Source organism: Bacteroides sp. Ga6A2 (genome assembly GCF_000702225.1).
Taxonomy (GTDB): Bacteria; Bacteroidota; Bacteroidia; order Bacteroidales; family Bacteroidaceae; genus Ga6A1.
Genome location: NZ_JNKX01000046.1, coordinates 17,028 through 29,119 on the forward strand (window position 1 = coordinate 17,028; position 12,092 = coordinate 29,119).

Annotated in this window: 9 protein-coding genes; 5 read left to right on the forward strand and 4 right to left on the reverse strand. The window is 39.3% G+C overall.

Going from position 1 to position 12,092, the window contains the following annotated elements:
* The first annotated feature begins 6 nt into the window (after positions 1–6).
* From T538_RS0111695 to T538_RS0111705, 3 genes are all read left to right on the forward strand, one after another.
* On the forward strand, positions 7–2,463 hold the full coding sequence (locus T538_RS0111695) for a hypothetical protein (protein WP_155993156.1): 2,457 nt from the start codon (positions 7–9) through the stop codon (positions 2,461–2,463).
* Positions 2,463–5,726 (forward strand): hypothetical protein, encoded by a 3,264-nt coding sequence (locus T538_RS0111700; RefSeq protein WP_031533973.1) that lies wholly within the window; start codon positions 2,463–2,465, stop codon positions 5,724–5,726. Before T538_RS0111695 ends, T538_RS0111700 begins: the two co-directional genes overlap by 1 nt.
* Positions 5,727–5,827: 101 nt before the next feature.
* Complete coding sequence (locus T538_RS0111705; protein WP_031533972.1) at positions 5,828–7,516, forward strand: glycosyltransferase family 39 protein; 1,689 nt, start codon at positions 5,828–5,830, stop codon at positions 7,514–7,516.
* 110 nt (positions 7,517–7,626) lie between these two features.
* Here T538_RS0111705 and T538_RS0111710 read toward each other — a convergent pair whose 3' ends face one another.
* From T538_RS0111710 to T538_RS0111725, 4 genes are read right to left on the reverse strand one after another with little or no spacing between them, the layout of a single operon-like run.
* Positions 7,627–8,004 carry a GntR family transcriptional regulator gene (locus tag T538_RS0111710; RefSeq protein WP_031533971.1) on the reverse strand — a complete coding sequence of 126 codons (378 nt, stop codon included), beginning with the start codon at positions 8,002–8,004 and terminating at the stop codon, positions 7,627–7,629.
* Positions 8,005–8,014: 10 nt separating this feature from the next.
* Positions 8,015–8,866 carry a hypothetical protein gene (locus T538_RS0111715; RefSeq protein WP_031533970.1) on the reverse strand — a complete coding sequence of 284 codons (852 nt, stop codon included), beginning with the start codon at positions 8,864–8,866 and terminating at the stop codon, positions 8,015–8,017.
* Complete coding sequence (locus tag T538_RS0111720) at positions 8,863–9,717, reverse strand: hypothetical protein (protein WP_031533969.1); 855 nt, start codon at positions 9,715–9,717, stop codon at positions 8,863–8,865. Before T538_RS0111720 ends, T538_RS0111715 begins: the two co-directional genes overlap by 4 nt.
* Before the next feature lie 13 nt (positions 9,718–9,730).
* On the reverse strand, positions 9,731–10,579 hold the full coding sequence (locus T538_RS0111725) for an ATP-binding cassette domain-containing protein (RefSeq protein WP_031533968.1): 849 nt from the start codon (positions 10,577–10,579) through the stop codon (positions 9,731–9,733).
* A 341-nt stretch (positions 10,580–10,920) separates the two neighbouring features.
* Here T538_RS0111725 and T538_RS0111730 point away from each other — a divergent pair, with 341 nt between their 5' ends.
* Positions 10,921–11,427 carry a DUF3836 domain-containing protein gene (locus T538_RS0111730; RefSeq protein ID WP_081834976.1) on the forward strand — a complete coding sequence of 169 codons (507 nt, stop codon included), beginning with the start codon at positions 10,921–10,923 and terminating at the stop codon, positions 11,425–11,427.
* Between the two features lie 487 nt (positions 11,428–11,914).
* On the forward strand, positions 11,915–12,092 hold a 178-nt coding region (locus tag T538_RS19145; protein WP_155993158.1), incomplete at its 3' end, for a DUF4372 domain-containing protein.

A 12,092-nucleotide genomic window follows, 5' to 3' on the forward strand; every position in this document is an offset into this window, starting at 1 on the left:
TCAGGTATGAAAAGATATAGTTGGATATTACTTCTGCTGGCCTTTGCACTTTGTGGCCAGGACGCTGTAGCACAGCGAATGACTACCGTGCAGGGTCGTGTTGTAAACTCGAAGAAAAACAAGGCAGGTAAGGCGATGATGCCTTTTACCGATGAGGCTGTATTCGTATATATTTTCAATACTATAGCAGATGCTCAGGATAACTTGTCTAAGATTGATGGTGCTCAGGGTGCTGCTGTTGTAGAGTGTAACTTTGCAGTCTGCGACCAGTCTGGTAACTATGAGTGTCAGGTTCCTGATAATGGTGCCTTGATTTTCAAGGTAGGTATGGCACCTGCAAAATTGGAGAAGGTAGATGGAAGAAACATCATCAACATGGCTCTTGAGGGCGAAATCATGTTGGCAAATATTGATGTCGTTGCTTACGTTCAGGAAATCCAGCCAAAGCCAAAGGCTGCTGAGCGTATTGGTAACAAGTTCTTCCCTTACAATACATTCCCAATCCCACCGCACAACGGTCGACCAAATGCTCGTCTGATTATTCAGCCATTCATTATCGACTGTACAAACGATGATACAGTAAATTACTGTAAGCCAATCGTTCTTGATGGTCAGGATTACCACGATACTCAGTATCGCTTGATGGGATTCAACTGGAAGCACGATCCTCTCTACCCATACATTCAGCGCAGAAGACTTACTGCTGAGCGTATGTCTATCGATTGGGCTGATACTATCACAATTCCTCATCCAGATCGTAACTATTCTTGTTATGCAACAATCCAGATGGAGGATTTTACAAGTATCTTCTTCAAGAAGGATTTCCAGATTGTAACTTGTCATAACAGACAGCCAATGCGATTCCTTGAGTATAAGTTTGATATGCGTCCTTTGGATCCATATAAATATAAGGAAGTAGCAAAGCGTGAGAAGCGTAATACATCTGCTGCTATCCAGTTGACATTCGAGGTAGGTAAGGCAACTCTTGATCCTAACAACCCAGAGAATGAGCAGAATATCGCTGCACTTCAGAATAAGTTGAAGGAACTTGCTGCTGGTGAGGGTGTATCTATCAAGGAGTTCCACATCACAGGTACTGCATCTCCTGAAGGTATCTACAAGTCAAATATCGATTTGGCAAAGAAGCGTGTAGATTTCGTTCAGCAGCAGATTACATCTATTCTTCCAAAATACGTTCTTGCTCGTGTATACCAGAACCCACAGGCTATTGTAAATGGATGGGCAAAGGTTGCTGATGCAATGGAGGCTGATGAGCAGGAGGAAATTGCAGAAAAGATTCGTGGTGTGATAAAGAATACGAAGAATATGGATATTCAGGGTGCTACAATCGCTAAGATGGAAGATTATCCTGAGATTCAGAAATACTTGCCAGTTCTCCGTTCTGTAAAGTACGATTGTAAATACGAGATTTTCCGTGAGTTGTCACCTGAAGAAATCTGGGCTCGTTACACAGAAGAGCAGCAGACAGGTGTTGAGCGTAAGTATGCTCTTTACGAGTACTGGAATTTGTTTATGCTTGAAAAAGACTCAGTTAAGCTTGAGAAACTTTATAAGAGAGCATACGATGAGTCTATCGAGTTGAACGGTCAGCCATGGATTCTTGCTGCGAATAATTTGGCTATCTCATATCTGAAGAGAGACACATGCGATGTAACATTGCTTGAGCCATTTATCGACCGCCGTATGAAGCATGTAAATATGGTTCGTAAGAATATCGACGGTTTTACAACTCGTACAATCAACCCTGAAGAGGTTGTAAATAACCAGTTGTGTATGTATATCAAGGCATACGACTTTGATAATGCATCTGTCATGGCTCAGATTTTGCCAAATACTCCTGAAAACCAGTTGATGAAGGCATTTGCACTTTGTCTCGGTGGTTATTATAAGAGTGATAAGCAGGTGTTTGAGACCGTAAAGAACTCATCTCCTGTAAATGAGGTGGTAATGGATCTTGCACTCGATACAAAGGCTGGTAATGCTATGGCAGCAAAGGCAGCTCAGAAACTTGACCCTGAGAGTCCGGTTACTTGGTATCTGAAGGCAATCATCGCAAACCGTGGTGGTGATATGGGTTACATCGACGCAACACAGAACTTGAAGAAGTGTTTCTCAATGGATGAGAAATATATTAAGATTGCAGAAACTGATGGTGACCTTGATGAGGATATGGTTGCAAGTACCATAGATGAGTATCTGGAAGAGAAGAAGATGACAGCAGAGCTTAACGCTCAGATGGAGGAGCAGCGTAAGGCTGAGGAGGCCGAGGCAGCAAAGAAGGCTGCTGAGGAAGCTGCTGCTGCCGCAGAGGCTGAGGCTGCTCAGAAGGAGATAGAGGAAGCCCAGAAAGCTGCCGCTGCTGCAGAAGAGGCTGCTAAGGCTAAAAAAACGCCTGCAAGGAAGGCTCCTGTAAAGAGAACCACAACTGCTAAGAAAAAATAATGGATCAACGAATAGCAAAGACGACAATGAAATATAATATGAAGACATTTATCGTTGCTTTGGGAGTCTTATTCTTTGCTGGTAGTGCTCAAAATGCTCTGGCTCAGATTAAGACAAAGAAGGACTCAACCTCTGTAAAGAAGGGCTTTAATGCTTTGAAGTATTCTTTGCAAGGCAGATACCTACCAAAGGGATACGAGTTCCAGAACAAGAAGATCACTGACGAGATGTTCGTTTCTGCATATATGGGTGCAGAGAACATGCTTCATAGAGGTGATCAGGAGCAACCATTGGCTATTCCTGTTGGTGTTCAGGTTGGTAAGTATTTCTCGCCTTGGAATGGTGCAAGACTTACTTTTGAATATATTCCAAAGATAGGTGATTATCAGTTGCCGGGTATGGGAGCAAGCGTTGAGCATTTGTTCAACACTACAAACTACTTGTATGGCTACAATCCGGGACGTGTATATAACATCGAGACTGTAGTAGGTCTTGATGTCCGTAGCACAAAGCATACTGATTCTGCAAACAAGTATGGCGAAGTAATGCCAGACTATGATGGTCAGCCAGAAGCTAAGTCAAACCTTGCGCTTGGTGGTCACATTGGTTTGCAGGTTCGTTATCATGCATATCCACATTCTGATTATTTCTTCATGCCTTATGCTACATTCTGGAGCGATAATATTGACCATAGTACAGGAAACTGGCACAGATATGATATCACATACGGTTTGAAGGCCGGTATGATATATCAGTTTACTGCTCATAAGCCAGATATACCAAGTAAGAGTGAAAATGTTGGTGACAACTTGTTCTTTGATATAGGTTATCAGGGTATGGCACAGTGGGGACCTAATAGCAATGGTACAACTAATCTTGATAAGGTTAGTGAAGCATTTGGTAATGGCTTTGCTTTTGGTATTGGTAAGTGGTTTACTCCTGGTGGTATTCGTTTGAGTGCGTGGTATGGTGCTTCTGCAAGAAGATATAATTATACAAAAGAAGACAAGATTTTCATAGGTACTGCAACAGGATATGATGATATTGATAGGGAAAAGCAGAATACCAGATACTACGGATTACGTTTGGAGGGAATGTATAACATCAATTCATTCCTTTGGCCTTCAAAGAAGGATAACAGATTTGAGGTTAACGTAATGGGTGGTCTTGAAATTGGTCAGACTTGGCGTTCTTTGGATCTTGGTTATGTTGGTTATACTAATACATACGACGAGTGGATTAACAATAATGAAACTGCAGTTATTCCAGGAACAGAGAAAGATCCAAACTTCAATAGATTTGGTAGTAAGAACCGTGAGCTGAAAGGTTTCACTGGTTTTACAGGAGCTATTCAGGCTAAGTATTATGTAACACCAAACATCGGTTTCTTCATCGAACCACGTCTTGAGCGTTTGTCGTATACTGAAAAGGGTTTCAGTCATGATACAAAGGCAAATCTTTGGAGTGCCCGTATCGGTATGGAAATCAGACGTCGTAATGATGTATGGGAAGACTTAAAGCCTCGCAGAAACCAGTTCCATCCATATTTCTTCGTAGGTGAGGATGTTGGTATGTCATGGAATGTACAGAGATTCAACGGTTCTGACTTCTGGGATACTTCAGATTATACTATCGGTCTTGACTTTGGTAGAGTATTTACTCCATATAGCACAGCAAGAATCGGTTTCAACTACGAAGGTTTGAGAACAAATCAGTTGAAGGAAGGTATTCGTGCCGATAAGTCGCCTGCTCTTACTGGTGCATTCTCTGTGTATGCAGATTATATGTTCCACATGACAAACTTCCTTATGGGCTTCAACCCTGCTCGTCGTGGCGATTTGCAGGCATTTGCTGGTCCTGTTTGGCAGCATAATAGTTTAACAGGTTCTGCTTTCGGTGCTGAAGCTGGTTTGTATGCAAGTTATAAAGCATCAGGTAAGATTGACATGTATTTCCAGCCAAGATTGAGAATGTTTGGTGCTGGATATAATATGAACGGTGAGCGTTCAATGCTTCAGTCAAATGCATATCAGTTGAGTGGAACATTGGGTATGACATACAATTTCAACCCTTGGGCTGATGATTTGTATGATGATGGTTTCATGGAGCAGTTCTTCATGCAGTTGAGTGCAGGTCCTTCATTCCTTGTTCGTGACCGCGAGCTTGATTATGCAAAGAATAATGGTACAATCCCTGCGGATAACGGTACTGTTGGTCCTGAGGTTACATTCTCTGTTGGTAAGTGGTTCAACTTCTTGGGTATCAGACTTTCTGCATTCGGGCAGATTAACAGTGAGTACTGTCCTGCAACAACATTGCCACAGAAGATTGCTTATGCCGGTGGTAGACTTGAGTACATGATCAATATCAACCGTTGTTTAAATAAGGAGGAGAATGGTGAGGATTTGTTTGAGTTTATTTGGACTGGCGGTCTTGAGCTTGGTACTGTATTCCAGACGGGACTTAATGCTAAGGAAGGAACTCTTCCTAATGCGGCAAAGACTCAGACAACAAGCAACACTTCTGGTTTCCGTGGTTTAACAACTGGTTTGCAGGTTATGCTTAATGCAAACAAAGACTGGGCCGTATTTGTTGAGCCTAAGTTCAGTTCTGTTCGCTTTGAGCGTTCATTCCCTGACTCAAAGACAGGTCTGTTGTACCAGAAGCGAGTAATGACAAATATATTCTCTGTAAATGTCGGTGCTCAGATTATGTGTCGTGATGCTCAGACAAGAAGAATGAACAAGGGGGATTACTATGAGCCATTCTGGTTTATCGGATTCGACCTTGGTACTAACTGGCCAAGCCAGCATGCATATGGTCCTAAACTGACAGATGTATTTGGTAATCAGTTTGGTATCAATATTGGTCGTAAGATTGATGCTCTTCAGGGAGTTCGCTTAGGTTTTGATTATGATAACTACAAGGTTAGAAATAACAACAGAGTTTGTTTCACATACTCTCTCGATTATATGTTCAGTCTTACTCGTTTCTTCATGGGTACTGGTGTTGAGAGATTGTGTAATGTTGATGTTATTGCTGGTCCTGTGTTGTTGAAGTCAAACGACAACGTGTATGCAAACCACTTTGGTGGTGAGTTAGGCTTGAGAATCAATCACTTGCTTGGCAGATACACAGAGTTGTATGCTGAGCCAAAACTTAGAGGTTATTCAGAGCCAACAGAGGCACTTCCTGGTGTTCTTAGTGCTCAGGGCTTGACTTTGATTCCTACAATGAACCTTGGTGTTGCATTTAGATTCTAATATTATTTTATATAAAATAGAAAAAGTTGGAATGAACATATGTTCATTTCAGCTTTTTCTGTTTTTGTGTTTTGTCATTGCATTTTTCATTATAAAACAGTATGATTTTTCTTAAAAAACTATATTCCTCGTTTTCGAATATAATTACTTCAATAAATAATAATGACTTGTTAACCCTTGCTCTTGTGCTTGTTCTTACTATTTTGTGTAAGACATATTTCATATTTGATGGTATAAGCGATGAAGATTCTGCTTATTATTTATTGTATTCTGTTGATTTCAATGAAGCTATAGAATATAATAGTAGTATGTTTAATTATTATTTGACAGGTTTTGTTAGTAATTTGTTTTTGAAATTCTTTAGTGCAAAATTGTTAGCATTGCGTATATTGCAGATTCTTAATTACTTTTTAATATTTATCAGCGTATTCTTTTTGTTAAGACGAAAATTACCTAATGTATGCATTTTGTGTGGAGAACTATTGTCTTTAATAATTTTATGTTCACGTCCACTTGAATTTTATTATGATGATTTTTCGGCATCAATGTGCATCCTTTCTCTTTTGTTTATGGTTAAGGGGGTTGAGAAATCAAATTCTTTTTATTTGTTCCTTAGTGGTCTTGTTTATGGGTTAAATATATTTGTTCGTATTCCAAATTTGGCATATGCAGTTTTATTTTCTTATCTATTCTTTGTTAGTGATAAGTCTGTGCCTTTATTCAGAAGAATTATGTATGTTTTTGTTGGTTTTATAGCGGCTTTACTTTTATTCTTCCTTTTATTGTATGTCAATGATGATTGTGGGCATGCCCTTAATGGTATTATGGGATTGGTATATACATCGCATGATACGGAAAATACGCATAATTTGAGTCGTATGCTTTTGGTTGTGTCTAACTCTGTTCGTTCAATCCTCTTTGCATCAATAAAAGTAACGGCGATTTTTGTGCTTGTATTTTATCTTGGTAAGGTACGAAGGTATGAAAAGTTGTATTATATTGCCGTGGCTTTAATTTTTGTTTTTTTCATTTTTAAGCTATTGCGTATTTTGGAGCATCCAACTACTTCTGTGTATTTCTATTATAAAGTGATAAGTACTGTGGTATTGACTTATTTCATTTTTAGGGCAAAGGAGTATCGTAGTTTGGTATTTATTCTGCTACTGGGTATCTATGTTGTTCCTCTAGGTTCTGATTATTATTTTACAGTATCTGTGGCTTACATCTATGCTGCTGTCACATCACCGTTTATATTCTTTTGTTTGTATAAGATTGGTGAATTTGGTAGAGCTTGTAAACTTTTATATTGCTCGTGTGTTTTAATTTCGTGTATATTTGTTATTCGAAATTACTTCACAGATTATAACACTCCTTTTGGTGAAAAAAATACAAGGAGTGAGCGAAAATATGAGGTTGCTGGATGTGATGCACTTCAGTATATAAAGACGGATTCGTTAAAGGCTGATAGGTTTATGAGAAAAGCTGAAATAATAAAGCCTTATCTTAAAAGTAAGTCTTTGATGATTAGTAGAATTTCTGATTTAATGCTTTCTGTTGTATTGGGTAAAACCTTGTATAATAACAGGCCGAAAATATGGGGAACGAATACGAGTGTGTATAAAAATGCTATGGAGGTTTATAAAAGAAAGCACGAAAAACCAGACGTGTTGTTAAGTAAAGAATCTCTAAAATGTTCTGCTTGTCCAGAATTGAGATTTATGAAAGATATCGGTGGCTATAGAAAAGTATGGGAGGATGAAGAGTATGAACTTTATTCTCCGGTTTCTTGATTTTATGTTTCTTATAAAAGCCGTTTTGGAATGTGGATAATGGAGATATCCTGTTCCAAAACGGCTTTTTTGTTTAGTTTTATATCGTTATGTCATAGTAAAGGGGAATGTTAGTTTTGTTTTTTCTGTTTTTTCAGCCAGTCTCTAAACATGGTTTGAACCTCATTCATTGAGATGTCGAGTTGCTTTAGTTTGACAAACATCTCTGGGAGTTCATCGTTAAGAAACGTATCCTTTCTGTTTGATATGATTTTCTGTACGGCTCCTTCGGATACAAAATAGCCAAGTCCGCGTTTGTTGAATATAATCTCGTTATTTTGCAAAAAGTCGAATGACTTTACAACAGTGTTGGCATTGACCTCAACCATTGCGGCATATTCTCTTACCGATGGAATTCGTCCGCCTTCAGGATAAGTGCTGTTCAGAATCTCATCCATTATTCTGTCGGCAATTTGAAGATAGATCGGCTTGTTTTCTTTGAAATTCATGTGCAAACTATTATTTGTTGTTGATATGATTCATAACTTGTGTTGACTTGAAAATCTTGTAGCTCTTCCGCCATAGTAAGATTATGAGTCCAATCTCCACAAAAGCAAATGTGAGCAACAGAATTATTTTCTTGTCTATAATAACTTCTGATTTCAGCAGATATATTGTGCCGTAAAAGATTTCTGTTCTCGGATATACAAAGTGCAGAATCAGAAGAATTATGGCAGTAAACGCAATTAGGCAGATAAGTGCTTTCGGAACGAGGAATCGCTGTTGACTGTTGCTCATGTACAGACAGAATGCTTGAGAGAGTAGGATGGTTGCAACGAATGCTATTATCTGAATGACAGGATGTCCGAGTTTTGTAACGTAGAAGCACGATTGTATAAAGTGAATGTTGTCTTCTGAATAACAAAAAAACGATTGATATATTGTGTTCCTTAGTACATCTGAAAGAACAAACTTTACAGATTCGTTGATTATCACGGCAAGAGCGAATGTCACAATTGGTGCAACCAAAATGATTATCGACTTGGCTATGAACTTTTCTTTTGTTGTAGACGGTCGCATAAGTACATTTATTCTGCCTTCCTTGGTGCGCATTTCCTGCATGTGCGATAGGGCGTAAGAGATAAACATAACTCCCAGCGAGATGGAATAGAACATATTCAGAATTTCTGAATAAAAGTATGCCTTGTCTGACTCATCATCGTCTGCAAGAATCACGATTGGCAGAAATATGCAACTGTACAGAATCATCAATCCGGTGATAACAATTGCTTTCTTGATGAATTTGTTTCTAACGAACTGAATGTCGACTTTCAGTTCGTTTCTGAATCTGTTATAATTGAAATCCCTCATTTCTTGAAAAAATTAAGTGAGAATTTGCGGTTGGCAATCTGATTTCTTTTGAAGAACCAATATGCCAGCAACCAGTTTAATACTCCGAACATCGCAAATGCAATGTTGCAGAATATGATGCTCTTTTCAACCTTTATTTCGACGGAATCGTCTATCATTGTTTTGTAGTAGAAGGCGAAAAATACGTAAATCAGAGCGAAACTGAACAGATTGTTCATCACGACTCCCGAAAGAAGCCGGTGCTTGTGCCATATATTTGAGCACAGAATATATAAAGACTGCGCCCAGAACATCATGAGTAAAGTTGTTGTGTATTGCTGATTGTTCAGGCTTGCCTGCATGTATTGCTCTGGATTTATTTTTTCTCCTTTTAGGCCATGAATAACTCCGGCGAAGAAATCGTCCGAAATCAAGGGTGGAAACATATTCAAGGTGAAACTGCATTTAAATTCGTTTTGACAGCCTAAAATAGCGTTTATAATAAGTCTGACGAGTTCAGAAGCATTGTATGCCAATACACATTCTGCCAAAACGACCACTGTGCATATAAATGAACGTACGGCGAATTTTTCCAGATTGCTTGCCGGAAGCATAATGTATTCCAAGTTTTTGGTCTTTGAATGCCTTGACGCGGCAATACACATCGTCAGGATAAAAAGAAAACTGACTATTGATTTCTGCTCTTCGGCAAAGACCTTGGCGTCGTTGTAATCGTAAATCTGGTTGTAAAAAGAAAACAGCAGAAAGCAAACAATCAGCGCGCAGAAAACCGTTAGATGAGTCTTCTTGCCGTTCGAATATTCGTAGTTCAGAAGTGCTGCGATTCTTTTTATGCTGAAAACGTTGTTCATGTTGCTTCGGATTTTATTTTTCGAAAATCTTCTTAATCTCGTCGCGCTTGCTGAGCGTTGCGTTGAACAGCGTTTCGAGGTTCATTGTACTTTCGGCATTTTCGAGGTTTCTGAACACCGCGCTGTAACCCGCCAGCGAAGGCTGGGTGAAAATGGCGTCAGACAAATCGTCGTTTATTCCAGTCTCGGCAAAGTACAACTTCTCCGTGATGTCTGCAACGCTCTGATTTAGTAGGATTTCGTTGCTGTTGATAATCACGACTTTGTCGAGCAGAATGTCGATGTCCTTGACTTGGTGTGTCGAGATTATTATTGAACGATTGTCGCTCATGCTCGATGCAATTACCTTTCTAAACTGGCTTTTCGACGGAATGTCGAGTCCGTTCGTCGGTTCGTCCATCAGTAGGAGAGAGGTGTTTGTGGCAAGCGCGAAGCACATGAACACTTTTTTCTTCATGCCCATCGAAAGTTCTTTCAGGTTAAGGCTCATGTCGAGTTCGAACTTGTCCATCGTGCTCTTCATGTCGTCGTAACTAAAGTTTGGGTAAAATGGAGAGAGGAGTTTTATGTATTTGCTAAGGGTGGTGTCTGGCATACTGAATTCTTCGGGCACTATGAAGATGTCCTGAAGCGTTTCTGGATTTCTTTCCTTTACATTCTTGTTTTTGAAGAGTATTTCGCCTTTCTGGGCATGAAGAAGTCCGCAGAGCAGATAAAGCAGGGTGCTTTTGCCTGTTCCGTTCTTGCCGAGTACGCCGATGATGTTGCCCTCGTCAAAATTCAGGGAGAAATCGTCGAATACGTTTTGCTTGTTGCTGTAACCGTATGTCACCGAGTTTACGCTTAAAAAATCGTTTCTCATTATGTTTTCTTTTAAGTATTGAGTTATTTTCTTTGTGTTATACTATTGTAGTACACTGCAAAAGTAAATATAATATTTTATTCTTCCAAATTCTTTCTGTAAAAATATTTGTTTGTTGTGTAAATGCTCTTTAAATAAGTAATTTACGTTAATTAAAAGATTCATCTTTAATATAATATGTATAAAAAGCTTAGATTCAGAAATATTATAAAATTATATGTTAAAATATGTTAATTTGCTTTGCGATGTGAAAATAATATATACTTTTGCGGTGTAATACTTAACTAATACACCAGTTGAGTATCTAAAAAAGATTTATTAACAAAAAACGAAATACAATTATGAAGACAAGGATTTTTAGAGTGAAGGTTTTGGCAGTAGTGCTTATCTGCGTGTTTGGTTGCACGTCAAGTGCTATGGCTTCCGATTTAGACAAGTTCTATCACAACGACGAGGTTGTTGATGGCAAACTTTCAACAAGATACATCTATATCAAGAGTAATTTGTTTCTTACTCCGAAGTTCAGATACGAGTACAGCTATAATGCCGACGGCAAGACTGATGCCATGAGAGTAAGCGAGTGGGATTCGTACAAGAAGGTTTGGAAGTTGTCTAAGAAGTTTCTTTATTCTTACAACGGAGACACCGTTACGATAGAATTGCAGAAATGTATGCGCAACGGAAAGAGTTGTCCAGTAAGCAAGTATGCTTACACAACCGAGAGCGACGGCACAACGCTTCAGAACAGCGAGATGTATTGTTGGAACGAAAGCAAGAAGGCCTGGGAACTGTCTGACGATTGTTCGGGAATTGATTCATGCCTTTTGGCTTCGAGAATTGCGAACTAATTAGAGAAATAACTATTATATCTTAATTTTTATCAGAACTCCTAAAATCTTAGTCGGGCAGAAATTGGCGAGAAAATCGCCTTTTTCTGTTTGGCGGAGATTGATACGCGGGGTCGGCATAAGCAATTCTGCAACGATATTAAAATAAAGAATCGTTATGCAGAAAAGAGCCCCAAAGTAACTTTCAAGGTTGGGTATAGTAAGATTCAATATAGCGGCAGGTAAGCCGCAAGTAAGCCGCAGGGTACGAAGAAGTACCGAAGAAGCAAGCCGCAAGGTATGGGGTAGCTTCGGAGTAGGAACGGGGTAGCTACGGGGAAGGTTCGGGCAAGGTACGTTCAAGGTACGGGGAAGAAAGCCGAGGATAATTCACAATTTATTGCTGTCCGGTAAAACATTTTTAGAGTGAAAAAAAATAAGGTCGTATTCCTCGCATGGAATCCGACCCTTTTTGTTATCTTTGTTTTAACCACAAAACAGCAATAACATGGGCAAAGATAGCAATTTTACCGGACAGCCGGTGTATAGTCAGATATTAAATCTGCTTGACCGTGAAAGAATCATGCAGATTAGCCGTGAAACAGAAGGCAGCGAGGCATATGTGAAGCGTTTTGACGGATACCAGCATCTGGTCGTTATGCTGTTTGGCATATTGAATCACTTTG

What these genes read in the sequence shown, in the direction of transcription:
- T538_RS0111710 (WP_031533971.1), bottom strand. Translation starts at nt 8,004, where the DNA reads ATGAATTTCAAAGAAAACAAGCCGATCTATCTTCAAATTGCCGACAGA.
- T538_RS0111705 (WP_031533972.1), top strand. Translation starts at nt 5,828, where the DNA reads ATGATTTTTCTTAAAAAACTATATTCCTCGTTTTCGAATATAATTACT.
- T538_RS0111725 (WP_031533968.1), bottom strand. Translation starts at nt 10,579, where the DNA reads ATGAGAAACGATTTTTTAAGCGTAAACTCGGTGACATACGGTTACAGC.
- T538_RS0111730 (WP_081834976.1), top strand. Translation starts at nt 10,921, where the DNA reads ATGAAGACAAGGATTTTTAGAGTGAAGGTTTTGGCAGTAGTGCTTATC.
- T538_RS0111700 (WP_031533973.1), top strand. Translation starts at nt 2,463, where the DNA reads ATGGATCAACGAATAGCAAAGACGACAATGAAATATAATATGAAGACA.
- T538_RS0111695 (WP_155993156.1), top strand. Translation starts at nt 7, where the DNA reads ATGAAAAGATATAGTTGGATATTACTTCTGCTGGCCTTTGCACTTTGT.
- T538_RS0111720 (WP_031533969.1), bottom strand. Translation starts at nt 9,717, where the DNA reads ATGAACAACGTTTTCAGCATAAAAAGAATCGCAGCACTTCTGAACTAC.
- T538_RS0111715 (WP_031533970.1), bottom strand. Translation starts at nt 8,866, where the DNA reads ATGAGGGATTTCAATTATAACAGATTCAGAAACGAACTGAAAGTCGAC.